The sequence below is a fragment of the Paenibacillus sp. YAF4_2 genome (assembly GCF_052113225.1).
Classification (GTDB): domain Bacteria; phylum Bacillota; class Bacilli; order Paenibacillales; family Paenibacillaceae; genus Pristimantibacillus.
The window spans coordinates 433,481-460,035 of record NZ_JBFRCT010000004.1 but is presented as its reverse complement, the minus strand read 5'-3'; the positions used below and the strand labels follow the sequence as shown (position 1 = coordinate 460,035).

Sequence of the window (26,555 nt, the reverse complement as noted above, 5' to 3'; positions counted from 1 at the left end):
AAGGGCAGGTTAGTTTAATAAATGATATCGAAAATATCACCAAAGAACCGTTTTATCCTCGGGGAACAAGAAATGCATGGTGAATAATAGGTTCCCAATCGGCAAAGTCGATTGGGAACCTATTATTTCTTTACTATTCTACGGATTCACGATCATCAAGCCGCACCTCCTAATGTATTACCACGGTATCACTCCGGTTTCATCAAAGAAACTGCCGGTGGAACCATCGTTGGGAAGGGTGGCGAGTTTCACGACAATAGAAGCGCCCTGTTCAACGGTACGATACCCTGTATGTCCATTCAAATCCGTAGCTGTGTACCCTGGATCTGCTGAATTTATCTTAATCGCCGTATCTTTTAATTCTCTGGCAAACAAAACAGTCAGAGCATTGACAGCCGTTTTAGAACTCATGTAGGCGAGTACATTTACTCCGTATTTTTCAGCATCGGATTTCGGGTCATTATTCAAGGTCAAGGAAGCCAAGCCACTTGAAAGATTAACAATTCTGCCAATAGGCGATTTTTTAATCAAGGGAAGCATTACCTTAGTCACAGAGAACATCCCGAAAACATTGGTCTCATAAGTATCCCTTAAAACGGTCAATTCCAGTTGACTCGGAGGCAGACCTCTATCCAAGTTCACACCGGCATTATTGATTAGAACATCAAGCGAACCATACTGATCTTCAATTCGTTTAGCGGCAGATTGAATTGTGTCTAGGTTTGTAACGTCAAGCGTAATTGCCTCGGCATCTATATTCTCGTTCTTCAGTGAAGCTGCTGCTTCTTGCCCTTTAAATTGATCTCTTGAACCGATCAAAATAGTGAATCCTAGCTTGCCCAATTGTCTAGCACTCTCGAAACCGATACCTTTATTTCCTCCTGTTATTAGAACAGTCTTCGAAGTATTCATGATGATTACGCCTCCTGTATGAATGAAATTTGATTCTTTTAAAGCTTAAATGTTAAAGTGTACTTGAAGTCAATTTTTTTTATAAAATGTATACAATCTAAGTAAACACTGAACCAACCAAGGTGTCTTCTCTCCTTGTACATTAGAGTTTAATTCTACTTTCAAGTACTTTGAGAAGTACTTAGACATTGTCAAATGCATGCCACGGTTCAATTGACTGTCGTTGCTAACTCTGTGTGTTATTGAAGTGTACTTTAACTCTGGAATGGAGGAGTTACTAAACTATGATAAGTATAAGAGAAGTCACCGAATTGACCGGTCTGTCAGCTCCCACACTTCGATACTATGAAAGCGAGGGGTTGATTCCTTATGTTAAGCGCGATGAAAGTGGAAGACGCTTATATGATCACGAAGCTCTAGAGTGCATCCGGTATGTCACTCTACTTAAAACAACAGGTATGCCAATTTCACAAATTCGGAAGTATGTATGTTTGTATAAGGAAGGAAACTCCACAATTTCTGTGCGTAAGTCGATGTTGACTAATCACAAAGAAGAGATTGAGAATAAAATGAAAGAACTTTACTCTAATTTAGACAAAATAAACTATAAACTGGCATTATACGATATTCTTGAAAGTCAAATGAACAATACAACAATAAAAATTTGAAAATGAGGGACTAGTAAAGAAGTCATTGTAGTGAGCTTGAACAAACTAGGACGATAGCTCAATATACAAAGAAAACAGCGTTTAGTGATGGTGAAATGTATGACGCGGCAGAATTAGAAGTGCTATTTAAAGGCTTCTCTGATTAGCTGGGTTATGTAGTATGTTACGCTAAACGAGGGACGGGAGACATTAGCTCAACAAAGACAGTACGGCAGCTCACATATGATGAGCTGCCGTTTTCTCAACTAATGGGCAGTTTACTGCAACTAATGGTGCTGCTTCAGATTCATGCGGACGAGCTTCATCTGCTCCCGGCACTTCCGGCAGCTTGGTCAACGGGCTACGTTCAAGGGCTGCGCGCTAGAGGCGGCTATACGGTCGACTTGGAATGGAAGGACGGCAGTCTGACGAAGGCCGTAATTGCCTCTACTGCCAGTGGACCATACTGTATCCGAAGCTCGATCAGTTGTTCGATTACAGTGGAAGGGAAACCGGTCGAATCCGAGAGGCCGGCCGGCCTTCTCCGCTTTCATGCGGATGCCGGCGTCGTCTACACCGTGCTTCCGGATTGAAACGATTGCTTGCGTCAACGCCAATGCCCAAGCAGGGAAAAGTGAAATAAAACCGCTTGTCGCTGCAGTTTAATCCGTGATCAAAGCAGAACTAGGCCGTACTAGCAATGGCCGGTAGATGACCCTCGGAATTCGTCAATTCGTCGGGGGTCATCTATTTTTTGTCCAGAAACGGAAGCGTACGAGGGACGATATCGCCGCGTTCTATGCGGATAGCAAACCGATTTGAACGGCGGCAACGGGATGCTATTGTCCGGGCACCTTGCCATCCGATCTTCAAAAATGACAACGCTTTCTTAAGAATGTTGGCTTTCGACGCTCTGATTCGAAGAGTACACTGAAAACAAAGGAGGAGCAGATATGGAGTTGGATACACGCGTAACCGGAATTAAGGGAAAAACAGAACAGCGAACGCAGTTTTGGAAGCGGTTTAAAAAACAAAAAACGCTGCACCTGTTCGTTGGGCTCGGCATGATATTTTTGCTTGTCTTCGCCTATACGCCGATGTTCGGCATTCTAATGGCATTTAAGCAGTATTCCATCTCTACCGGAATTAAGGGTATTTTTACAAGCGAATGGGTGGGATTAAAGCATTTCAAGGAGTTCTTTAATGACTATCAGTTTGGAACAATCGTTCGAAATACGCTGGCATTGAGTCTGCTAAAAATCCTTTTTGCTTTTCCGGCTCCCATATTGCTGGCCATTCTATTAAGCGAAGTAAAAAATTTGAAGTTTAAGCGTTTTGTCCAAACGATCAGCTATTTGCCCCATTTCATCTCGTGGGTTGTCGTCGCAGGCATCGCTTTCGCCTTCCTGTCGACGGATATCGGGATGGTCAATAAAGCGCTTCTAGGGCTAGGTATAATCGACAAGCCGCTTGACATATTGACGAACCCCAACTATTTCTGGGGACTGGCGACTGGAAGTGCCGTCTGGAAGGAGATGGGCTGGTGGACGATTATCTTCCTGGCCGCCATAGCGGGCATTAACCCGTCATTATACGAAGCCGCGCAGATCGACGGAGCGGGCCGCTTGGCTCGAATTCGCCATATTACGTTCCCTGGAATGAAAGGAACGATCGTCGTTGTACTTATTCTGACGATTGGAAGCATTCTGGGCGGAGGACTGGTGGGCTCCAACTTCGAGCAGGCGTTTCTGTTCGGCAACAGCATCAACAATCCGACCTCGGAGATCGTGCAAACTTATGCGTTTAAGGTCGGATTAAGAGACGGGAGATTTTCCTATGCGGCAGCGATTGATTTGATCCAGTCCGTCATTTCCGTCATCCTGATTTTCTCCAGCAACTACATTGCCAAACGCACTTCGGGATCAAGTCTATTCTAGGAAAGGGGAGCGTGCATGCAGCTCAGCCAAAAACAAAAAGATCGTATCATGGACGCTATGATTTATGCATTACTAGCCATTCTGACGTTATCGATGCTTTATCCGTTCTATTACGTCCTGATTCTTTCCTTCAATAAAGGAACCGATTCGCTTCTTGGGGGCGTCTATCTATGGCCAAGGACCTTTTCCTTTGAAAATTACGCGCGATTTTTGGATGACCCCCACTGGTACCGTGCTTTTTTGGTCACGATTATGAGAACGCTTGCTGGAACCGTCCTAGGCGTCCTTTTTACCTGTTTGGTTGCTTATGGACTGTCTCACCGCGATCTTCTGTTTCGCAAAGGTTATTTCACGGTCATTATATTCGCGATGTACTTTTCCGGCGGTTTGATACCGTATTACGTCGTTCTGCGCTCACTGGGGCTGCTGAACACGTTTGGTGTCTATGTCATTCCTTCCATGTTAAGTACGTTTTTTCTGCTGATAGCCATTTCGTTCTTTCAGGAAATTCCGAGTGAACTCAAGGAGTCGGCTTACATGGACGGGGCTACCGAGCTCGTTATTTTCTACCGGATCATCCTTCCCGTCTCTATGCCGCTGATCGCAACCATGTCGCTTTTCTTGGGGGTTGGTCAATGGAACTCTTGGCTGGATTCCGCTTACTTCGTGCAGTCGGAAGGTCTGAGGACGCTCGCTTTCCGGATGATGGAGGTTATCAACAAGAGCAATGCGCCGATGGACGCTATAGCCGTTGCGAACAGCGCTTCAGCGGGCGTCACCAGCTATTCGCTTCAGGTAGCGGCTATGGTTATATCTATCGCGCCTATCGTGTGCGTCTATCCGTTCCTCCAGAGGTTTTTCATTCAAGGCATTATGCTGGGTTCCGTGAAGGGTTGATTTTGTTGGCAGATATTAAAGCGTTTGCTTTAATATAAACATCACTTGTTGGAGGGGTTATTTTGAAAAGAAACAAAGGGAAGAAGGCACTGCTCTTATCGCTCATCCTAATGATGACGATAGCGCTGATGTCCGCATGCGGAAATAGCAACGATGGTCAAGTCAATAACTCGGTGGGGAGCGAACCGCCCGCCAAAAGCAACGAGGTGAAGGAGCTATCCCTGTTTATCGATGCCTCCTGGTATCCGGTGAAGGAGTGGAAGGGGTCGGTTGCCGAGAAAATTACCGAAAAGACGGGAATCAAGCTGAAAGTGACAGTAGCCACGGACGACAAGCAGCTTCCGCTCATGATCGCGTCCGGCGATCTCCCGGATCTGGTTTTTACTAACGCGAACATCGAACGGATGTCCGATTCGAAGCTTTCTTATCCTTGGAACGAGCTGATCGAGAAATACGCGCCTGACTTTAAGATCGATCCGATACGAATTGCGATCCACACGATGGATGACGGCAATTTCTATACGGTGCGCAACTCCTTCGCGACGCAGGAGGAAATGGCGCAGAACAAATACTCGGTCGGCAGCGACGGCAACCCGGGTATCGCGGTGCGCGAGGATATTCTGCAAGAGCTCGGCAATCCGCCAATAGACACCATTGACGACTTTATGAAGGTTTTGGGCATGGTCAAAGAAAAATATCCGGACATGATCCCTCTGATCATGGACAAAGATTGGATCGAGCAATACTTCCTGACGCAGTTCGGCGTCGAGGGCCTTCTGGACGGCTGGTATGAGCGGGACGGAAAAGTGGACTATGCGATCAGACAGCCGGAAATGCTGGATTTCTTCAAGTTTATGAACCGTCTGTACCGCGAAGGGGACATTCTGGCGGAGAACTTCGCCTATACGAACGATCAGATCGACGATCAGTATGCGACCAGCGGGAAGGCATTCGCGCATATGCATACGGTCAGCATAGCAGACTCGGACAATATCAAGGTCAAAAACGCCGGCGGTTCGTATACGTTCCAAATGCTGCCTAGCTCCATTTCGAAAGATGCGAAAGCGGTCAGCTCCGGACTGGGCTTTGCAGGTACGTTTATCACGAAGAAAAACAAGGATCCGGAGGCGTCGATCAAGTTCCTTCAATATCTGGCGAGCGACGAAGGCAAAAAGTTAACGATGTTCGGCGTCGAGGGCGAGCATTGGACCTGGAACGACGAAGGGTATCCGAATTTGAAATACGATCCGTCCGACGCCGATTTCGTCAACAGCAACGGAATCAAATGGTGGTACCTGTACAACGACGGCGTTACGGAAGGCATGTTGAGCTACGTACCGGGAGCGCAGAAGACGAAAGCGTTGATGGAAAGAAAGGCGTTCACGGTTTACAAGCCGGAGCTCGGCTTGATTCAGCTGCAGCCGGATTCGGACGAGAAGACGATCAAAACGAAGATCGACGAGATGATCAAAAACGAGAAGGTTAAAATCTACTTGGCGAAGTCGGAGGAAGAAGCCGTGGCAAACTACGAGAGCATGGTGAAGAACGCCGAGAAGATCGGTCTGGATCGCTTGGTGGATTGGGCTAACCAAACCTATCAGAAGAAGAAGGATTTGTTTAAAAAATAAGACTGGGTCCGTCAGGAGCGCTGCGCGTTCCTGACGGACTTTGCACGCTATATTGCAGGTGAAGGCAAATGGGAGAACGGAATGGCGGGAAAATGATGAAGCTGGAGTACGATTCGCCCGGTACGGCATGGAAAGAGGCTCTTCCGATTGGCAACGGACGGCTGGGAGCAATGGTGTTCGGAGCAGCGGAAACGGAAAGAATCTAGATCAACGAGGAGACGTTGTGGTCGGGGGCGCCGCAAGATTATAACCGGCCGGACGCGGGGCAATAACCGGGGTTTGCGGAATTGCAAATCTGGAAGGGATGCGCCTCTATCGGAATTCTTTAGTGCATGATATGTTAACGATATATGGATTCCGCATCGGAGGGAAACGCCGCCTTGAGCATCATGCGCAAAATCGTGCTTGGTTACGTGATTATGATCTTTATCCCTGTTCTGGCATTCGGTTATCACTATTACACGCAAATCTACGGCAACCTGACGCAACAATTCGTGGAGAGCAGGCAGAAAATCCTGGAGCAGGCTTACGCCAATCTGAAAACGGATTTCGCCCGAATTCAGTCGGTCCACCGGGTGCTGCAATACAATCCATACTTGACCGATTATCTGGACGGCGTATACGAATCCGACGCGGACAGCATCTACGCACTGACCCGCTATATTCTCCCGCTGAACACGCAATCGATGTTCGCTAATCCGGAGATCGAATCCATCGTCATTTATAAGATGAAGGATCGGGTATTGCCCATCACCAATCTGTTTCGCGATCGGTCTATGCTGGATCCGCAAACGGAACAAACCGTCTCGTCTCTGAAAGCCGGACAGGGAAAATGGCTGCGCGCCGATCCCGCGGCGTCGGATCCGGACTTGATCTATTACCAGTACATTTACAATACGCAAATTACGGAGCGAATCGGCCTTCTTGAAATTCGGGTACGCAATAGTTTAATCCATAACTTCTATGCGGCCGCGGGTGTGGAAGGAAGTTGGAGGGCATTGCTGTTGTCCGGACAGGGCGATCCGTTGACGAACGAAGCGCCGGCGTTGGACAAGAAGACATTGCGTCTTCTGCGAGCGGATGACAGGAAATTTTTTATCAACCGGCAAACGATCGTCAATCAGCTGAAGCTCGAGCCGCTGGACGTTCGTGTCATCGTCACCGGTCAGGTGGGAGACGTATTCCGTTCCGTGAAGAAGAAGGAAATCATCTTGGTGACGATGATCGTGCTGCTGTTGATCGCTTTATCCATCGCCTATTACCTGCTGGCTTCGACAATTACCAAACGGATTCTTCGGTTGGCCCGGCATATGCGTACGCTGAACGACAATAACCTCAGGCAGCTGACGATCAAAAACGGCAAGTTCGAAAAGGATGAAATCGGCTTCCTGATCGTCACCTATAACGCGATGGTCCGGCGAATGGACGAGCTCATCAACAACGTCCACCGAGCTGAAATGCGCAACAAAGAAGCGGCATACCAGGTGCTGCAAGCGCAGATCAAGCCTCATTTCCTCTATAACACGCTCGAGACGATCCGCATGGTCGCCGAGGCTAACGACGACAAGGAAGTCGCCGATATTTCCTTCTGGTTCGGGAAACTGATGCGGTACAGCTTGTCGTCCGCGCGGGAAGAAACGGTTCTTGCGAAGGAAATCGAGATGGTTTCCTTTTATATGAACATCCACAAAATGAGGCTCCAAAGCAGGCTGACTTTTGAAATTCAAGTTGCGCTGGATGCCGAACGGCTGGCTTGTCCACGATTCCTTTTGCAGCCGCTTATCGAAAATGCGATCGTGCATGGAGCTTCCGCCGTCCTTCGACCCGTCCATATCTCGCTGCAGGCGACGGAAACGGAAAGCGAGATTACGATCGACGTTACCGACAGCGGCAACGGGATTACGCCGGAGAAGCTTCTCGCGCTTCGCGAACGGCTGTCCAGGCACGACGAGCCTAGAAAGGCAGAGGAGCGGGTCGGCGTAGGTTTGAAAAACGTCAACGAACGAGTCAAAAGCTTCTTCGGAGGAGAATCCCGACTGGAAATCCTCAGCGAGTCGGGCAAAGGAGCCTGCTTGCGCATTATCATCGTGAAAAGGAAGGTGGCGGACGTTGAAGATCTTGATCGTAGACGACGAACCTTTGATTCTGAAAGGGTTAGTTAAAATCGTCGAGGAAGTCGCGCCTGTCGGTTCCGACATTTGCTCGGCTCTCAATGCCCCGGAGGCATTAGAGACAATGAAGCGCTTTATGCCCGATGTGACGATAACGGATATCCATATGCCGGAGAAGAACGGATTCGAATTAATTCAGGAGGCCAGGCTTGAGGGGTTATGCGATCGATTTATTATCCTGACCGGCTATGACGAGTTCGACTATGTCCGTCAGGCCCTTCGCTCGGGCGTCGTAGATTACTTGCTGAAGCCTTTGGACAAAAAGGAAATCGCGTCCCTGCTGAGCCGCGTGAAGGAGGAGCTCCCCGCCGCATCGGATTCGGATTACAGTCGGCACGCCGAACGGATATTGGCCTATTTGCAAATGAACTATATGAACGATCTGTCCCTCGACCATCTTGCGGATCGCATGAGTCTGCATCCGAATTATATTAGCAGCTTGTTCAAGAAGGAGACGGGAGACACCCTCGTCAATTACTTGAATGCGTTACGAATCCGGGAAGCGCAAAAGCTGCTGAAAACGCAGCCTCATTCGACCGTTTGCGCGATCAGCCGGCAGGTCGGCTTCGATACCAAGCACTACTTCGCGAAGGTGTTCAAAAAATACACGGGAACGACTCCCGGCACCTACCGCGAAAATCAAGAAGAAATCGAACGTCATGAATCGCCTAATACCTGAAGGTTTTTTTCATTCGCGCTTCACAGGCGAACAACTTAACAATTCCTTGCTTCCTTTTCTGATTTTTTATTAAGCAAGATCCTCCTGCCCTTTGCTTAGTTTCTTGCTTATCTGTGGCGGTTACGGATATAACGTCCTGGAGGCATTCCTTCTGATTTCGTAAATTGCTTGGTAAAGGAATAAATATCCCCATAACCAAGACTAACGGCTACGTGTTTAATGGGGAGTCCGGAGAGGAGCATCATTTTGGCTTGTTTCATTAAATGTTCAATGTGGTACCGCTGAGGGGAAACTCCGGTTGTGGCTTTAAATAGCTTCCTGAAATTCTCATAGCCCATATTTACGGCTGCTGCGGCTTCCTTAATATCGTAATGGATATCATTGGCGCCGCCGATTAGTTGGCAAGCTTTTGAGATTTTATGATCATTGTGCTCTCTCTGAGTATGATGTACGCTGCCGTGCAAACGGATAATGAGTTCTTGAGCTTTCATCAGCAAATAGGGGAGCCTTTCATCTACAGCGGCTTTAAGAGAGTTCAGCAGGGAGGCAAATTCATTCAAAATATCGCTTGTATGTCGTGTCGGCTGAACCTCTTGGTCGGAATTTATGATGCCTAGCGTTTTGAGGTAATGATAGACAGGATAACCTATGCTGATATAAAACTCGATCCATTCCCCATTCGGCTCGATTTCGGTGGAGTGCATACGATCGGGCAAACGTTGTACCAGATCCCCTGCTTGCATTGTAATAACAGTGCCTTCATTTGAGATAAATCGTCCGTTGCCTTGCAGGACCAACAAACAGCTGTAATATCCGATCCTGAAGTCATTCTGGGAGCGCTCTGCCGTTCTTTTTCTCATAAAGCCGCATGACAAAATGCCCTGGTCGAAATCGTCTCCGATACACCGGTATACGACATCGTTTTCTTTTATAGCATCGAAATTCATATCGTCACCGCACCTACCAAAATGGATAAATGAATTACCAGACCTAACATTTTATATGAAAACTTGTCCTTATATTATAAGGGTATCGACTTTCATAGCACAACCAATTAAGACAATTTATGAGGGGGTTATTCGAAACGTATGAAGCTGAACAGAGACTGGGAGAATCCGCATGTCGCTCACAAGAACCGTCATCCCATGCATGAGCCGTATGGAATATACGAAACCGTGGAACAGGCGCTAAGCGGCGACCGGAGAGCGTCAAAATACGTAAAATGCTTAAACGGCACTTGGAAATTTAAAACGTTTTCATCTCCGGATGTAGTAACTGATGAGTTTTATCATCCTGCATATGACGTGTCCAAATGGGATGATATCCCTGTTCCTTCCAACTGGGAGTTGTTCGGATACGGGAAACCTATATACACTAATATTAAGTATCCCTTTGCGCGGAAGGGGGCGGACTCTCATCACGAAATTCAACTGAAGCAAGATGAATTTGTTTTGAATCCGCCTTATGTGCCGGAGGATAACCTCACCGGATGTTATGTCCTATCGTTCGAAATTCCTGAACATTTTAATGGCAGAGATTTGTTTATCGATTTTGCCGGTGTGGAATCCTGCTTTTATCTGTGGTTAAACGGGAAGTTCGTCGGTTATTCGCAGGACAGCAAGCTTAACGCTTCTTTTGATATTACCGATTACATCCAAACGGGGCAAAACCATTTGGCCGTTCAGGTGATGCGATTCGGAGCCGGTTCTTATCTGGAGGATCAGGACTACTGGCATCTATCGGGTATTTTCAGAGATGTTCTGATTTATGCAAAACCGCGAATGCGAATTCATGATTATAAAATCGAAACGCTTTTCCCGGGTGATTATGACAATGCCGAATTAGCCGTGACGGTTTATCCTAATAATCAAGCAAGCTGTTATGGGGAAGCTCACGTGCGTCTGTCTCTTTATGATCACGATCGAAAATTGGTTACGCAATTTGAGACGCCGAAGTTTGCGGATTTCAGATCCTACCTGCAAGACAACTATGTGGCGAAAGTCAAGCAAACCATTAAGAGTCCCCAATTGTGGAGCGACGAAATTCCTTACCTCTATAAATTGGTATTGGAAATGATCGACCCTGACGGAAATGTCGTTGACATCGAGAGTGCAAATGTCGGCTTCCGAGAAGTCAGCATCGATAACAAAGGGATATTGAAAATTAACGGCAAACGTCTCATCATTCGCGGAACCAACCTTCATGCATTTTGTCCCGAAACGGGGCGCGTGGTGTCAACGGAGTATATGAGTGAGCAGATCAAGATCATGAAATCGCTAAATATCAATGCGGTAAGAACGAGTCACTATCCGCATGCCGTCGAATGGTACGACCTTTGTGATGAACTGGGCATATATGTTGTGGATGAGGCCAATATTGAGACCCATGGCATCGGCGGCCAGCTCAGCGCATCTCCTGAATGGACGCATGCTTATATGGAACGTGCAGCACGGATGGTGTTGCGAGATAAGAATCATCCCTCGATCATTCTGTGGTCCTTGGGAAATGAGTCCGGTTACGGAGCGAACCATGCTGCCATGTACGGGTGGATGAAGGAATATGATAAAACAAGATATGTCCAGTATGAGTCCTTGAATCCTCCGGCCAATATCTCCGATATCCTGGCGCCCATGTATCCTCAGAAGGATTGGATCGTGGATTGCATGACGAGCAGCGAAGACTTGCGGCCGTTTATTATGTGTGAATATGCGTACGCGAAAAGCAACAGCAACGGGAATTTCAAGGAATTCTGGGACCTTATTCATAAATTCCCGCGGTTTCAGGGCGGCTTTATTTGGGATTTTCAGGATAAAGCACTTGCCTTGCATGATGAATCCGGGAACAAAAAATATGTTTATGGCGGCGCCTTCCAGGAAGAGATTATTGATTCCGCGCCCGATATGTGCCTGAACGGCATTGTATTTCCGGATTTAACGCCGAAACCGGCTGCCTATGAAATCAAAAATGTACAAGCTCCCGTCCAGATCGATTATTCTGAACGGCATTATGATGATAATAAAAGTTATCGAATTTATAATCATTATACGCATCGGGACTTAAGCCACCTGGACATCGGTTGGGAACTTGTTTGCGACGGGAAGGTTGTGGAAAACGGTACATTACCCCGATTACACACGCCGGCCGGAGCTATCGAAAGTCTTCAGGCACCATACGATCCAACCAAGGTCTCTAGGGAAGCGTTCCTGAATTTTTATGCTTATCTGAACGAGGATACCTATTATGCAAATAAGGGAACCTGTATCTATGCATGCCAGGTCGAGTTGAAAGATTCCGTATATGAAATACATACCGGGGATATTGAAAGCGGGAGCCTGGTATATGAAGAAGCTGCGGATCGAATTCATGTTTATAATGAAAATACGAACGTGGTCTTCTCGAAAGAAACGGCGGAGTTCATTTCTGTCAGATACAATAATCAAGACTACTTTAAGGGCGGAGCGAACAATTTCTATCGGCCACCAACGGGGATAGACGCAGGTGTGCCTGGTGAGACGCTAAACTATGCGGATGATTGGAGAAGCCTCGGACTGGACTCCGACCAGAAAGAGATCAAGCGTATCCGGGTATATGCGGCGCCTGCTTCCGTCATCATTCAGGTTCATGCTCTGTATCATGGATGCATTGAAACACGAACGGAGTATGCGATTGGCGGGAAAGGCATTGCAATTACTAACACGGTCGTGAATAATGCCAATGTCGATACCTTACCGAGAATCGGTCTGAGCTTTACCTTCCCTGCTGCCTGGAAGAGTATCAAATGGTATGGCCGCGGGCCATGGGAGAACTATGCGGACCGTAAATCGGCTGCCTTCGTCGGTATCTATGAAAGCTCCGTTGAAGAACAGCATGTTCCCTACATCGTGCCGGTTGAGTGCGGGGGCAAGGAAGATGTCCGTTATTTGTATGTGTCGGCGGATGACCGCAAGGTAAAAGTTACCTCGGCGGGTCACTTCCATTTTGACATCCATCAGTACAGCATCGGACAGTATGATAATGCCGCCTATGAGGACGAGCTTGGCACATCCGATTCTGTTTTCCTTCATATCGATTACAAACATGCAGGTCTTGGTGGAGATACTGGATGGACCAAAAATATTCACGATGAATATAAAATCGAAAAGGGCATCTATGTATACAAGATCACTTTAGAGATCGTGGATTGAATAGCAGATCCTCGAAAGCGAAGGATAGAAGTGAATTTTTGATAAAGGCACTGCCAAAGTCAGAGGTCTGTATTGATTAACGACGATTCATTGGCATTGGCTTCTAGTACATATGGAAGAGTGGGATATCCCACTTATCTTTCATGCCTACTGGGTCATAGGAGTTCAACGAGGGACGAGGAACGTTAGTTGAATAGCCAGATTGATGAAGCTGCCGGTGAAAGATCGGCAGCTTTTTTACGTTAAGTTACAGACAGAATAGGACAGCTATATAGATGGAACTTTTCTCGTGTAATAACGTCTAGTACATAACACATTCAGGGGATATTGGTTCAATTTGATTTTGCTTTACCTAAGAAAAAGGTGGTGGTTAGGTGATAAGGATTACTATGGTCATTAGTATAGCTCTAATTACTTTTCTAGCTGGTTGCGATTCACCTTCAAAAGTCGTTGACGACTATGATAATAGTCAGTTAAGTGCCAATTTCGGTGATAAAGAAGCCTATGAAATAGGAGCTAATGCGAAAGGAATGCCCATTTTTAAAGATCCTGAGATGGCATTACAACAAGCTCAAAACGATTATAAAAAAGGTTTTGATGCAACTAGGGTTGAGTTTAATTTAATGCCCATAAGTAATAAAAATTATAAAGACTATATGACATATGCTTGGCAACTTGAAACTAAAGATGAAACGGTTATAAAACAGGGTATATTGGTATCTAAGTTCCTTGATATTTATGAAAATAGTTTCTAATTGAATTGAACAGAGCACAGATCCTCCAACTCAACTAACGTAAGAACGATAGTTGAATAGTCAAAAGTGAATGAAGCTGCCGAAGTATGATCGGCAGCTTTCTTAAGTTAATGGGCAGTTTACAGCAACAAATCAATATACTTTTGCATCTTTACAAAGGAAAATTATCCATTTAGTTTCGATGAAGGTGGGGAACGCGTTTGAGAATGATATTATTAGTTTTGTTAGTGTCTTCAATCTACATAAGGTCTTAGTGAAACTGAACGGTGCTGCATTCGGTAAAGGGCGGCAGATTACTGTAATGACATTGTAGCAGAACACGTCAAATAACCTTCATCACTTGGTGAAGGCCTTTTGACGTTCATGATATCCATGCTCTAGACGTTGCTTGTTTGTATCTGGCCATATTACAAACCGATTTAAGCGCTGCGCGAAACCTCCGGCTTCCGGGCATCCGTCCTTCCCCACAGTTGCCAACGCAGCACAATTCCGACGAAACCAATTATTCCAACCGCGAGCCCGGCGATCAAGAATGTGCGGCTCACCCCCATGAGACCGATCAGCGCACCGCCGCTGAGCGGAGCGATGACGAAGATGACGCTAGTCAAGGATTCAAATATGCCGCTGACGCGGCCTACGGCTTCGGGTGGCGTTTCCTTCTGCAAAATGTAGTTCATGCCCGAGGAGGTAAAGCCGGTACCGATCCCTCCAATAAAGAATACCAGCAGCATGAGCCAAAGTGGACTTTCTTGCCGGAAAGCACCGGCTGCCGCGAACATCAGGCCGATCAGCGCCACGCCCCCTCCGAGCAGCAGTCCGTACGCCGTAAGCTCTTGGTACCGGCGAAGCCAAGTTACGCTCGCGAGTCCGCCAGCCCCGATCGCGGTCACGAGCCAACCCATCAACTCGGGTTGTTCTGGGGCAATCTCGCGGAAGAGAACGGCGAATTGGGCATCAATCATTTGGATGCCGGCCAGCCCGATCAAGCTGAAGAGAAGACTCATGCGCAGGATGCGGCTGTGCCAGAGAAGGCGCCATCCTTCACGCCATTCGCCCCGCAGCCCCCCCTTCTCCCTGATTGCGGATGCAGCGGCGGGTACGCGCCCATCGGCGGCGGGGACAAGCAGGAGCAAAAAGGCGGACACGACGTAGCAGCCTGCATTCACCGCCATACTGACGGAGGGGGTGAATGTAGACGCCAAGGAGGCGCCAAGCAAAGGCCCTAGTATTTTGGACAGCTGGAAGACGGCTCCGTTAAGAGAGGTTGCCTGCAAGAGCTGATCCTGTGCAACAACTGCCCGAGTCATCGATTGTTGTGCGGGATAGTGGAAGACGCGGGCGGTCGATCGGATTGCGATCAAGCCGAGCAGTAATCCCGCATTAGGGGCGAAGATGAGCATGACGGTTAATCCCGAGCGCAGGAGATCGGTGGCGATCATCAGGTTCCGTTTGTTCCAGCGATCAGCCAAAATGCCTGCCAGCTGGCTGAATGCAATGCCGGGCACGGCAAAACAAAGAGGCAGCAGCGCGATCGTCATCGCATCCGCCTTCCAGATGAAGCCGAGAAGAATCGTGACTGCCATAAAGTCGAAATAATCGCCGAAAGCCGAGAGGCCGTAGGCGGCGAACATTTTTGCGAACGAGCGGTTTTTTCTTAACATCGGAACGGCAAACCCCCTGATTGAAATCGTTATGATCCAATCGTAGCAGGGGAATGTCAGAGAATGATCAGAGATGCATTTTAAGTAAATGCTCCGTTCGAGGCAGCAGCTCTTCAAAGCGGTAACGGACAGCAAGCTGGTCCAGCTGCCGTTGATAGGCTAACCGATAAGTTTCGTCGCACTCGTGGATGGAGAGAAATCGCAGCATTGTATTTAAGCTAAAGAGCAGATGGGGGAGGAATTCCGTATGGCGGAGCGTCTCCAGCCCTTCATCCAATATAAGTCTCGCGGCGGGAATATCTCCTTGCCCGTATAGGAGCATTGCCATGGCCACGAGATAAGCTCCCCGCTCGCGCTTGATCGGATGACTTATCAGGAGCTCGTCGCATTCGCGTAGCTTGGCGTCCGCAGTCTCTAGTTTCCCCGTCCATATTGCCAGATAAGTCTCCTGCAGCAGAAAGACTGCCTTGAAGCTAGGGGAGTTGAGCCCTTCAATCTCCTGCCGGATCGCTTCGAGAACATTATGCGCATTATCCGGCTTGCCGGCTTCCGTATAGAGGTGAATGAGGCTTAGCTGCAAGTCATATCGCCATTCCAGTGTGTCGGCCTTGGCAAGAAGCTTTACGAAGTAAGGGAGCGTAGCTGCGGGCTCCGGTTGAATAAATGAGTGGATATATACGGCATACGTCAGCTTCTGCCAAAGGGAAATGTGGTCCAATGTTAGGAGCCATTCGAAATCACCGCGAATAAAACGGAGATAGGCGTCATTATAAGGGTCGCCCGGCAAGCTTAGAACCTCACGGTTCTCCGCCAGCAGTTGCATAGCTGCTCCCATGCCAAGGCCATGATACCTGGAAAACAAACGCTTCACGTCAAACGCGAACTCTTCGTCGAAGCACAGCGGATTATCTTTCGACTCGGGAGCGCGGCGCACGAGCTTGTAGCCCTGACCGCGGACGGTCTCCACGCGGAATAGATGGTTCCATCCGGTCAATTTTCTCCTAATGCGGTAGATGTGGTCGTCTACGGTCCGGTCGGTCGGGGCTTCCATCGGCCATACGGCATCAAGCAAAGCCTCCCGGGTGAACGAGCGTCCGGCATGCTCGTATAGAAATTGGAAGAGCACGAACTCCTTGGGCAGGAGATGAACACGTTCTCCCGCGTATACGACTTGATAAGTATCCGAATTGAAATGAATCATGTGAAACTCCCTGCCCTTTCATTACGCTTGCCAATACTTCTTTTCTTGATGATGGCATGGCGGTTCGGAGAAAGCAAGCGAACGTCTTCCTTCCATTGCAGATGGTATGTTGCGGCTGCAACTGGCGCTGCTGAACTGGCAGCTATCGCCCCATACATGAGTCAGGATGTAATTGACGATTGCTCACAAAAACGTTTTAGTGCGGGAAATGGTGGTGTAGCCGGATCTCCTCATTTATAAGTAAGTCTGCCATTGACGCATGTGCTAAAGAAATTATTGAACGAGAAGGTAAAGGGAAGTTGTTTTTATTGCCTCGGTCATGAGCAAGAATGCAAACGACGAGTGCGAAAAATGATTGTTAAAGGTCTGCTGCCGTTGTTATTGGAGTAAGAGCAGATTTGCGCAGCATTGTTGACTTCGAAGAAAATTCAGAATTTCCACTTGAACCTTACGTAACGTAATGATTTATAGTGATCGTAAGAGTAGGACGAACCACGGGCCTACTGCCAAAAATCGAATAACTAAATTCGAAATCGGAGGAGAAGCAAACATGAGAAAACTCGTATTGTTCATGCATGTATCATTGGACGGGTATGCGTCGGATTCGAACGGAGGACTAGATTGGATTCCGTACAACGAGGAATTAGAGAAATACGCCGAGGAGGTCGTAGCCGAAGTCGGCTCTCCCGTATACGGACGCACGACGTATCGAATGATGGAAAGCTACTGGCCCGCGGTGATGGACAATCCGAATGAGTCGAGGCACAGTCTAGAGCATGCCAAATGGCTGCAGGATGTTAAGAAGATCGTCATTTCCGGCTCGTTGGACAATGCGGAATGGAACAATACGATGCTGATCAAGGACAATATCGCAGAGGAAATCAAGGCGCTCAAGGAGCAGCCTGGCAAAAATCTCGTTATCTTCGGCAGTCCGGGGGCGGCGAAGACGCTGCTTGAGCTCGGCCTGATCGACGAATTCCTGCTGACGATTTGTCCGGTCATCTTGGGCGGCGGAAAATCGGCATTCCACGGCGACGGTGAGAAAATCAGGCTCAAGCTGCTGTCCAGCCGAACGCTCAAGTCGGGCATTATCGCCGCCCGCTATGAGTTGGAGAAATAGCCGTACCGTAATATCAATTAGTAGTGGTTGAGCAGATTAGTGCTCAACCATTTTGTTGTCCCCAGAAAGCTTACTCACTTGCGCAGTTTGCCACAGCTAGCTAGCACATGCACAGTTTTACCCCGGCTATTTATCGTTAAATAGTGAAAGAATCCGATTCATTGCTCTCCTTCAAGCATTCGGGACCCGATTCTATAATGAAATTACAGGTCCACAAGAATGAAAGATTGGAGTAACCCACATGAATAATGCTGCTGTAAAAGAAACTGCCGGTTCTGTGAAGCTGGATCAGGTCCAAAAAATTCGCTCGAAGCGTTGGGAGACCCCTGTCACCGGTTATCTGTTTCTATCGCCTTGGCTGATCGGCTTCCTGCTGCTGACGCTTGGCCCTATGATTATGTCCTTGTACTATTCCTTTACCGACTATTCATTACTTGCAGCCCCGAACTGGGTCGGCTTCGACAACTACAAGCAGATTTTCACCGATGATGATGTATTCCCGAAATCACTTAAAATTACGATTACCTTCGTGCTGCTGACGGTTCCGCTTCGCTTGATGTTTGCTTTATGTATCGCGATGCTGCTGAACCGCAAGATGAAGGGGATGTCGTTCTATCGTACGATGGTGTACTTCCCGTCGCTGATTGGTACAAGTATCGCGGTATCGATTCTGTGGAAAAACATTTTCAGCCGTAACGGTTTTATTAATGATTTCCTGGGGATATTCGGCATTAAAGGCCCGGCATGGATCGCTGATCCGAAGTATGCGCTTGGCACGCTCATTATATTGATGGTATGGCAGTTCGGCTCGTCGATGATCATATTCCTCGCCGGACTGAAGCAGATTCCGACTGATCTGTATGAAGCTTCATCGGTTGACGGAGCAGGCAAGTTCCGCCAGTTCATCTCGGTGACACTGCCGATGCTTTCGCCGATCATCCTGTTTAACGCGGTACAAACGATGATTAACACGTTCCAGATGTTCACGCAGTCATTCGTCATTACAAATGGTGGTCCGGTTAAATCGACCTTCGTCTACGTGATGTATCTATATGAAGAGGCCTTTACGAAGTTCCATATGGGTTATGCTTCCGCACTGGCTTGGATCCTGCTGATCCTAATCGGCTTGTTCGCTGCACTACTCTTTGGCACTTCGAAATATTGGGTGTTCTATGAGAACCAAGGAGGGAAGAAATAATGAAGTTATACAAACGTTCCTTTAATCATATTTCTCTCCTGATTGTCAGCCTGATTATGATGTATCCGATCTTCTGGTGGCTTGGTGCATCTCTAAAGACAAACGAGGAGATGGGCTCAGCGAATCTCTTCCCGAAGGTGCCGCATTGGGCGAACTTCTCGGACGGCTGGGTATCGACGCCAAACTTTACGTTTACCCATTTCTACCTCAATACGTTTGAACTGATCCTGGGCGTCCTGTTCACGAGTATTGTAGCCTGCAGTCTGGTTGCGTTTGCCTTTGCCCGTTTGGATTTTCCGCTTAGGAACTTGTGGTTCGGCATTATGCTTGTTACGCTGATGCTTCCGACTCAGGTTACGGTTGTGCCGCAGTACGTCATGTTCAGCAAATGGGGCTGGATTAACACCTACCTGCCGTTCTATATTCCTCATCTTCTCGCAGGCGGAATCGGGGGTCCGTTCTTCATCTACCTGCTTGTCCAGTTCATGCGTTCCGTACCGAAGGAGCTGGATGAAGCAGCCAAAATCGACGGATGCTCGTGGTTTGGCATCTACTGGCGTATTATGCTGCCGCTAGTGAAGCCGGCTCTCGTAACGGTTGCGATCTATTGCTTCCTGTGGAACTGGGATGATTTCTTTGGACAAATGCTATATATTAATAGCATTAATCATTACACCATCAACCTTGCCTTGAAGCTGTTTATTGACTCGCAGGGCTCCGTGCCTTGGGGACAATTACTGGCTATGTCACTTTGTTCGATTGTGCCGTCTGTCGTCATTTTCTTCCTGGCACAGCGTCATTTCGTCGAAGGGATGTCGGCAGGAGCACTCAAAGGATAATAGCCACTAATATATGGGAATTGAGCTGCGGTCAGTCGCAGCTCTCTTTGCATTCCAAGGCCGGGAGGAATAGTCTTGCGAACCAATCCGTTCAAGACCATGCGAATCGAGTTTGTATTCTTTTTTGGTTTTGCACTTATCGTTACCATCCTTGTCGCCATTGTTGTCTCCTTCAGCTACTATAATGGCTCAAAAGAAATTGCAGACAACACCTCCTATTACCAGCAAAAGGTGCTGGTGGAGATCCATAAGAAGCTGACGACCAATCTGAAGGATATTGAGCAGAGCTCCAATACGGCTTCGCTCAATTTTACCGATATGTATGAGGAGATGTCGGGCGGCAATAAATATGATCAGGTACGTGGACAAGCCAACATCAGGGCACAGCTCAACAACTTTGTATTTGGCATGCCGATTGTTCAATCCATCCATGTCTATTCGGATCTGACCCCTTCTTATAATGTACAGGAATTTGTTCAGTTTCTGCCGATGGACGGTATAGAGAAAGAAGCTTGGTACAAAGATTTGGTCAAATCGGATGAGGCATGGCTAAGTGAGCGGATTATCAAAACAAATACAGGTGATACGCCAGTTATCAGCTATGCACGCAAGGTATATAACCGGTTCAACAAGTCATTCGCGGTTATGGTCTTTAATGTCAGAGTGCCAGATTTCCAATCTCTCATTACAACCGAGGACAGCCGTTCTAACCTTGCACTGCTCGACTCGACAGGCAAACTGATTACCTATATCGGCAAAGCTGATTTCTTTACAAGTCATCAAACCGAAATTGAGGAGCAGCTGGAGCAGCAGACCTCCGGTGCCAAGCGGACCGGCGACGAGTTTCTTGTCTGGACCTCATCGCTGGATTCGAAGTGGTCACTGCTGGAGGTTACTTCCTGGAAGCAAATTACGGCAGGCAGTCTGAAGCAGACACGGACCATTCTGGCCTTTGGTATTGTAACGATCATTCTCATCCTGCTGCTTGCCGTCTTTTTGTCCCGTCAATTCATCAAGCCGATTGGACAACTGCTGAAAGCGATGAGCAACTTCTCTCTAAATAAGAAGAGTCCGCTGCCAACCGATTATAAGAATGAGTTCGGCACGCTTTTCCAAGGTTATGACAAGCTCATCTCGCGGATTGAGCAGCTGTACGAAACGCTGGAGGTGAAGCATGAGCAGCAGCGTGCAGCGGAGATTAAAGCTCTTCAAATGATGATAAACCCTCATTTTTTATATAACTCACTGGATCAGGTGAACTGGATGGCGATTGAAGCAGACCAGCCGCAGATCAGCAGCATGCTTTCGCATTTGGGGCAGTTTTTCCGCTTATCGTTAACGAATACGAATAGCCTTGTTCCCTTAACGGAGGAGCTGACTCATATTGAGAGCTACCTGCAATTCCAGAAGATCCGCTGGGAAGACCGGCTGTCTTACACGCTCGAGGTTCCGGAGGAAGCGGGCAAGCTGTACGTACCGAAAGTGATTTTACAGCCATTTGTAGAAAATGCCTTTGTGCATGGCTTTCACGGCAAACAGCATGCCTCACTAGTCATAACTGTCAGTGTCAGTAATGACCAGCTTCTTATCGCGATAAGGGATGACGGCCGGAAGCTGCGTGAGGATTGGCAGGAGAAGCGAAGTGCAAAAGGTGGATACGGGCTTCGTAATGTAAGGGAGAGGATCGAAGCTTTATTTGGCCATAAGTATGGATTTACACTTGGTAATTCGCCCGAAGGAGGTACGGAGGCGGTTATTCGTCTTCCGAGATTAGAGACGTTAAGGCAGAAAGGGGAACGGCAGCATGTGGAAGATAGTCATCATTGATGATGATTTTCAGGTCGTAAGAGGGCTTCGCAAAGCGATTCCTTGGGAGGAGCTCGATGCGGAGTTTGCCGGTGAAGCCATTGATGGGGAAGCTGGTCTTAAGCTGATTGAAGAAGTGAATCCGGATATCGTTCTGACGGATATCTATATGCCGGAGATGAACGGGATTCAGATGATAGAAAGCTTGAAGAGCAGAGGATTCACAGGCCGATTCGTTATTCTAAGCGGCTATAATGACTTCGAATATGCACGTACCGCTCTCCGGCTTGGAGTAGATGACTATTTGACGAAGCCGGTGACGGTTGATCAAATCCGTAAAGTGCTGGCTGAGACGATTCTTAAGCTTGAGGAAACTTATTTGCAGCGCCTGGAACAGACCGGTGAGCAGAACGTCCCGGCGGTGAACTGGAGGCAGGAGGAATGGACGGCGTCTATTCTGAACGGGTTGAGCCAGCCCGAGGAACTGCCGGCAGCGTTAGCGGAATGGCAGAGCAAGCAGTTCACCGTTATGGTTATCGAAGTCACGTGGACGGAACGGACCCGTAATATCTCGATTGCCGACTGGAATCTGTTCCGGTTCGCGGTGTCAAATATCAGTGAAGAGGTGCTTGGAGGAGAGTGGCAGACAGCAAGCTTTGTCTGGCTGTTCGGCAATTATGCGGCAGTTCTTCTGCGTTCGGAGCAAGGGACAGATGGACAATTGGCGGCTGCTTCTGCTGGACGGCTGGGCGGGATGATCATTAACAATCTGAAGAGTTATATCGGGCTGGATGCGCGGTTTGGTCTCGGCAGGACGAAGGACTCCTGGCATGAAATCAAGGCTTCCTGCGATGAAGCTTTGCAAGGGCTGCTTGAGGACCCGAATCAAGAACAGGAGGCAGAAGGCGAGGAAAGTGGAGGCAGTGAGCTCTCTTTCAACACCATTCATGAGAAGCACCGGAAAGCAGTCCAGTTCATGATCGAGTATGTCCATACTCATTATGCTGAGGATATTACACTAGAGCAGCTCGCTTCTCAGCTGTATATTTCGAAAAATTACTTGAATCAGTTGTTCAAAAAAGTGACAGGCGAGACGTTCACCAACTATGTTATCCGGGTGCGGATTGAGAAGGCTAAGGTGCTTTTGCTCGAAGGAAAACATCTGATCTACGAGGTATCGGAAATGGTTGGATACCAGAATGTTCCTTATTTCACTACATTATTTAAAAAGTATTGCGGCGTTACGCCAAGTGAACTTATGAAGCAGTAAACTGTAATAAATACTGAAAGTTTTGTGTTCATTACTCTTCTATACGGTGATTTTGACGGGTGGTAAGATTCATTTATAACCGCTAGCCCGTCTAGCGCAAGGGGGTCAAGATAGTGAAGAAGTCTACTAAAAAAGGGATTCTTGCAACCGCTTTAACTCTAATGATGGTTACATCTGCAGCTTGCGGCAACAATGGGGGTAACAACTCCAATAACGCGCCTGCTGACAGTGCTGCGCCAAGCAACGCTGCTGCCAGCAATAATGGCGGAGCGGCAAGCAGTGACGAACCGGTAACACTTACAGTTGCCTGGTGGGGTTCGCAAGCACGCCATGACGCAACACTGAAAGCACTTGATCAATACAAAGAGCTTCATCCGAACGTATCGTTCCAGACTCAATTCTCCGGCTGGGATGGTTACTATGACAAGCTGGCTGTTCAATACTCGGCGAAAAATGCACCGGATATTATCCAGATGGATGCTGCGTACGTGAATGATTACGCAGGCCGGAATCTGCTCGCGGACCTGAAGGATCTTAATGTAGCTGATATAGATACGGCTACTGTTGACGGTGGTAAAGTAAACGGTACCTTGTATGCGATGCCTCTTGGTGTGGCAGCGCTTGGTATGGTCTATGATAAGACAGTTGTAGAAAAGCTTGGTCTGACAGCTCCGACATTCGGTTGGAACTGGGATGAATTCTTCGCTTTTGGCGAAGCGGCTAAAGCGAAGCTTGGCAAAGACAAATATGTCTTCGTTGACCAAAGCGCTGACCTCGTTGACTACACTTCGTATCAATACAGTCAAGGCAAAGGATATATTTTCGATGCAGAAGGCAATTTGACCATTGATAAAGCGACTTGGATTGAATATATGACGAAGATGGGTGACCTTCGTAAGAAAGGCATTCTGACACCTGCTGACATCACGACAACGGATAAAGAGCTTGATCCACAGCTGGACAGTGTGATTAACGGCAACGCCGTTGCTCGCCATCTGTTCTCCAACCAAGTAAGTGCGATTGAAGCTTTGAAGCCGGGCGCATTTGGCTACGCCTCGATGCCAAAAGGAACAGAAGCGGGCGGCTGGCTCAAGCCTAGTATGTTCTGGAGTGTTAACGCACAATCCAAGCATCAGGCAGAAGCGATTCAATTCGTAGATTGGTTCATTAACAATGAAGAAGCAGGCAAGACGCTTGGTCTAACACGCGGTACACCAGTCAGCTCCAAAGTGGTTGCAGCGATTGAGCCGTCCTTCAGTGATGCAGATAAAGTATCCCTTGATTTCCTTGGTAAAGTAACACCGGATGCTCAGCCGTTTATTAACGATCCTAAAGGATGGGGCACATTCAAGAACGACTACAAGACGGTTGTTGAAAAGCTGCAATTCGACCAATCAACGCCGGATCAAGCGTATGATGAGCTGATGAAGGTAGGAGCGAAATATGCAGAAGAAGCGAAAAAATAAGCAATGAATGCAGAGAGGATTGGCCGATTCCATTGGCCGGTCCTCTTGGCTTTAAGGGGACCTTTTTACGGGGATGGGAGATGGAGAAAGATGCGTGAACGTTTAAGTGGGTTAACGATTAATGAGGCAACAGAATATGACATCCGTACGGGGTGGAATACCCCTGTTAAGCATGTCTGGAATATGATTAAGCGGGATCACGAGGCCGTATTTGGAGCTGCTCCTAAGCTGGGCAATAGTGCAAGTGTTGTAGTTCGTTATGCAGAAGAGGGAGATTCATGCCCGGCTTGGGCAGAGGGCTTTTGTTTTCAATTTGCAGATGGGGAAGAAGGATCTGTGCTGCATATTATCGGCAGGGATGAATTAGGAGTCATCTATGGTCTTCTTCATTACAGCCATACGGTGCTTGGCGTCGACCCGTTCTGGTTCTGGGCAGAGCTTCCACCTGCGAGACGTGATGCAATTGAAGTACCCGCTGTCCCGTATGAAAGCGTGAAGCCGAAGGTTCGCTACCGCGGCTGGTTCGTAAATGATGAGGTTTGTCTGATCGGCTGGAAGGAGCAGTATCCTCCAACGGAAGAAGTATGGGCGCCGGTATTTGAAGCCTTGCTCCGATGCGGCGGCAATATGGTTATTCCGGGTACCGATCTGCCCAAGACCGGCATCCATGCGAAGCTTGCTGCGGAGATGGGACTTTGGCTGACGCATCATCATGCAGAGCCGCTTGGTGCGGAAATGTTCCTGAGGGCTTTCCCAGGTAAACAGGCCAGCTACAAGGAGCACCCGGAATTATTTGAGCAGTTATGGCGTGAAGCGATTAAGCATCAGAAGAACGATAAGATTGTCTGGGTGCTGTCGTTCCGGGGACAAGGTGACAAGCCATTTTGGGAAAACGATCCGGCATTCGATACACCTGAGAAACGAGGGGAGCTGATCTCCTCCGTTGTACAGAAGCAGTATGACATGATCGCTGAACAAGTGGATCAGCCTGTCTGTTCCATGGCAATGTACGGGGAGATCGCAGAGCTGTACAAGCAGGGCCATATCCAAGTGCCAGATGGTGTTATTAAAATGTGGGCAGATAACGGCTACGGCAAAATGGTGTCACGAAGACATGGCAATCTGAATCTGCGTGTACCCGCGCTGCCGGAGATTGGGGATGAAGGGAAGAACGGTGTGTATTATCATGTGACGTTCCATGATCTGCAGGCATCCAATCATTTGACGTTATTCCCTTCACCTGCACAGCTTATCATTGATGAGCTTGGTGATGCCTTTGCCGCGGGGGCGAGCGAATATTTGCTCGTTAATTCAGGCAACATTTTGCCGCATCTGTTTACACTCGATTTATGTGCGAAGTTATGGCAAGACGGTGCAGCTGATGCTGATACGCAGCTTTATTCGTTTGTGGAACGCTTCTACTCCTCGGAGCAGGAGAGCATCATTCGGCTGTATCAGGATTATGCGGCGAATACGATCCAATACGGGCCTAATGCCGATGATCGTGCGGGAGATGAGTTCTATCATCATCCTGCCCGCATGATTGTGGGGCACTGGCTGCAGGGCAGGAAGGACACCGACAGCCGTCTGATTTGGGCGGCAGGAGCGGGAAGCTTCCTTGAGCAGGTCCGTTGGTTTAGACAGAAAGCGGAGCAGGCGATCCCTGGATGGGAGCAACTGTTAAAGCAAGGTTTAGCAGTGGCGGACCGATTAACGGATGTTGAGCATAATAGGCTTACCGTTCAACTGCTCGTACAGATTGAACTTCATCTGAGCGGATGCAAAGGACTTGCTTCTATCTGTTCGGCTTATGAGAGCTTTCATGCAGAGCAATATCCTCAGGCATTTATACATGCATCTAATGCTGTATGGAATTACAAGGCTGGACAAGCTGCACTGGATCGTGCGGCAACAGGGCAATGGGAGAACTTTTACCGTGCGGATTGGTTGACCAACATAGCCAATACCGTCGACCATTGTGAGACAGCTCGTAAATTCCTGCGTCTGCAAGGAGACAGCCCGGATATGTTCCTCTGGTACAAGGAATATCTGATGCCAGAGACTGAGAAGCATATCTACTTGGAAAATACACATCGCAATCCGCTGCCAGATGATGAGCTCGCAAGAATGTTAGAGGCAAAGTTCAACGGATCTACGAACTGAGAGAAGGAACCTTAGTTGGTT

General features: G+C 48.0%; 20 protein-coding genes and 1 pseudogene. 17 read left to right on the top strand and 4 right to left on the bottom strand.

Annotated elements, in window-relative coordinates; translation table 11 throughout:
- Positions 1-177 precede the first annotated feature (177 nt).
- A complete protein-coding gene (locus AB4Y93_RS12555; RefSeq protein WP_441892364.1) occupies positions 178-912 on the bottom strand; it encodes an SDR family oxidoreductase in 735 nt (244 codons plus the stop codon).
- Between the two features lie 284 nt (positions 913-1,196).
- On the opposite strand from AB4Y93_RS12555, the gene AB4Y93_RS12550 reads away from it, so the two are divergent.
- The 8 genes and pseudogenes from AB4Y93_RS12550 (at position 1,197) to AB4Y93_RS12515 (ending at position 8,871) form a co-directional block, all read left to right on the top strand.
- Positions 1,197-1,580 (top strand): MerR family transcriptional regulator, encoded by a 384-nt coding sequence (locus AB4Y93_RS12550; protein WP_441892362.1) that lies wholly within the window; start codon positions 1,197-1,199, stop codon positions 1,578-1,580.
- Between the two features lie 248 nt (positions 1,581-1,828).
- Positions 1,829-2,152, top strand: a complete 324-nt coding sequence (locus AB4Y93_RS12545; protein ID WP_441892360.1) for a glycoside hydrolase family 95-like protein — start codon at positions 1,829-1,831, stop codon at positions 2,150-2,152.
- 360 nt (positions 2,153-2,512) lie between these two features.
- A complete protein-coding gene (locus tag AB4Y93_RS12540; RefSeq protein WP_057304609.1) occupies positions 2,513-3,496 on the top strand; it encodes an ABC transporter permease in 984 nt (327 codons plus the stop codon).
- A gap of 15 nt (positions 3,497-3,511) precedes the next feature.
- Complete coding sequence (locus AB4Y93_RS12535) at positions 3,512-4,393, top strand: carbohydrate ABC transporter permease (RefSeq protein ID WP_441892357.1); 882 nt, start codon at positions 3,512-3,514, stop codon at positions 4,391-4,393.
- 62 nt (positions 4,394-4,455) lie between these two features.
- A complete protein-coding gene (locus AB4Y93_RS12530) occupies positions 4,456-6,021 on the top strand; it encodes an extracellular solute-binding protein (RefSeq protein ID WP_441892355.1) in 1,566 nt (521 codons plus the stop codon).
- A gap of 95 nt (positions 6,022-6,116) precedes the next feature.
- Positions 6,117-6,224, top strand: a pseudogene (locus AB4Y93_RS12525) (glycoside hydrolase N-terminal domain-containing protein); the annotation flags it as partial.
- Positions 6,225-6,410: 186 nt separating this feature from the next.
- A complete protein-coding gene (locus AB4Y93_RS12520; protein ID WP_441892561.1) occupies positions 6,411-8,183 on the top strand; it encodes a histidine kinase in 1,773 nt (590 codons plus the stop codon).
- Positions 8,131-8,871 (top strand): response regulator transcription factor, encoded by a 741-nt coding sequence (locus AB4Y93_RS12515; protein ID WP_028554791.1) that lies wholly within the window; start codon positions 8,131-8,133, stop codon positions 8,869-8,871. The genes AB4Y93_RS12520 and AB4Y93_RS12515 overlap by 53 nt, the downstream gene beginning before the upstream one ends.
- A 107-nt stretch (positions 8,872-8,978) precedes the next feature.
- Here the strand turns inward: AB4Y93_RS12515 and AB4Y93_RS12510 are convergent, their stop codons facing one another.
- On the bottom strand, positions 8,979-9,731 hold the full coding sequence (locus AB4Y93_RS12510; protein WP_441892559.1) for a helix-turn-helix domain-containing protein: 753 nt from the start codon (positions 9,729-9,731) through the stop codon (positions 8,979-8,981).
- Positions 9,732-9,959: 228 nt separating this feature from the next.
- On the opposite strand from AB4Y93_RS12510, the gene AB4Y93_RS12505 reads away from it, so the two are divergent.
- Positions 9,960-13,055, top strand: a complete 3,096-nt coding sequence (locus AB4Y93_RS12505) for a glycoside hydrolase family 2 TIM barrel-domain containing protein (protein ID WP_441892353.1) — start codon at positions 9,960-9,962, stop codon at positions 13,053-13,055.
- A gap of 374 nt (positions 13,056-13,429) precedes the next feature.
- Complete coding sequence (locus tag AB4Y93_RS12500; RefSeq protein WP_441892351.1) at positions 13,430-13,810, top strand: hypothetical protein; 381 nt, start codon at positions 13,430-13,432, stop codon at positions 13,808-13,810.
- 419 nt (positions 13,811-14,229) lie between these two features.
- Here AB4Y93_RS12500 and AB4Y93_RS12495 read toward each other — a convergent pair whose 3' ends face one another.
- Positions 14,230-15,471 (bottom strand): MFS transporter, encoded by a 1,242-nt coding sequence (locus AB4Y93_RS12495; protein WP_441892349.1) that lies wholly within the window; start codon positions 15,469-15,471, stop codon positions 14,230-14,232.
- 67 nt (positions 15,472-15,538) lie between these two features.
- The gene (locus AB4Y93_RS12490) at positions 15,539-16,672 is read right to left on the bottom strand and encodes a winged helix-turn-helix domain-containing protein (RefSeq protein WP_441892347.1); all 1,134 of its coding nucleotides are present in this window, start codon (positions 16,670-16,672) and stop codon (positions 15,539-15,541) included.
- Between the two features lie 550 nt (positions 16,673-17,222).
- On the opposite strand from AB4Y93_RS12490, the gene AB4Y93_RS12485 reads away from it, so the two are divergent.
- The 7 genes from AB4Y93_RS12485 to AB4Y93_RS12455 all read left to right on the top strand — a co-directional run bounded on the left by AB4Y93_RS12485 (position 17,223) and on the right by AB4Y93_RS12455 (position 26,534).
- The gene (locus AB4Y93_RS12485; protein ID WP_441892345.1) at positions 17,223-17,792 is read left to right on the top strand and encodes a dihydrofolate reductase family protein; all 570 of its coding nucleotides are present in this window, start codon (positions 17,223-17,225) and stop codon (positions 17,790-17,792) included.
- 241 nt (positions 17,793-18,033) lie between these two features.
- Positions 18,034-18,990 carry a carbohydrate ABC transporter permease gene (locus AB4Y93_RS12480; protein ID WP_441892341.1) on the top strand — a complete coding sequence of 319 codons (957 nt, stop codon included), beginning with the start codon at positions 18,034-18,036 and terminating at the stop codon, positions 18,988-18,990.
- Positions 18,990-19,829 (top strand): carbohydrate ABC transporter permease, encoded by an 840-nt coding sequence (locus AB4Y93_RS12475; protein ID WP_441892338.1) that lies wholly within the window; start codon positions 18,990-18,992, stop codon positions 19,827-19,829. The genes AB4Y93_RS12480 and AB4Y93_RS12475 overlap by 1 nt, the downstream gene beginning before the upstream one ends.
- A gap of 75 nt (positions 19,830-19,904) precedes the next feature.
- Positions 19,905-21,656 carry a sensor histidine kinase gene (locus AB4Y93_RS12470; RefSeq protein ID WP_441892336.1) on the top strand — a complete coding sequence of 584 codons (1,752 nt, stop codon included), beginning with the start codon at positions 19,905-19,907 and terminating at the stop codon, positions 21,654-21,656.
- Complete coding sequence (locus AB4Y93_RS12465; protein WP_441892334.1) at positions 21,634-22,905, top strand: response regulator transcription factor; 1,272 nt, start codon at positions 21,634-21,636, stop codon at positions 22,903-22,905. Before AB4Y93_RS12470 ends, AB4Y93_RS12465 begins: the two co-directional genes overlap by 23 nt.
- A 113-nt stretch (positions 22,906-23,018) precedes the next feature.
- Complete coding sequence (locus AB4Y93_RS12460) at positions 23,019-24,371, top strand: ABC transporter substrate-binding protein (protein ID WP_441892332.1); 1,353 nt, start codon at positions 23,019-23,021, stop codon at positions 24,369-24,371.
- Between the two features lie 90 nt (positions 24,372-24,461).
- Positions 24,462-26,534 carry a glycosyl hydrolase 115 family protein gene (locus AB4Y93_RS12455; protein ID WP_441892330.1) on the top strand — a complete coding sequence of 691 codons (2,073 nt, stop codon included), beginning with the start codon at positions 24,462-24,464 and terminating at the stop codon, positions 26,532-26,534.
- The last annotated feature ends 21 nt before the right edge of the window (positions 26,535-26,555 follow it).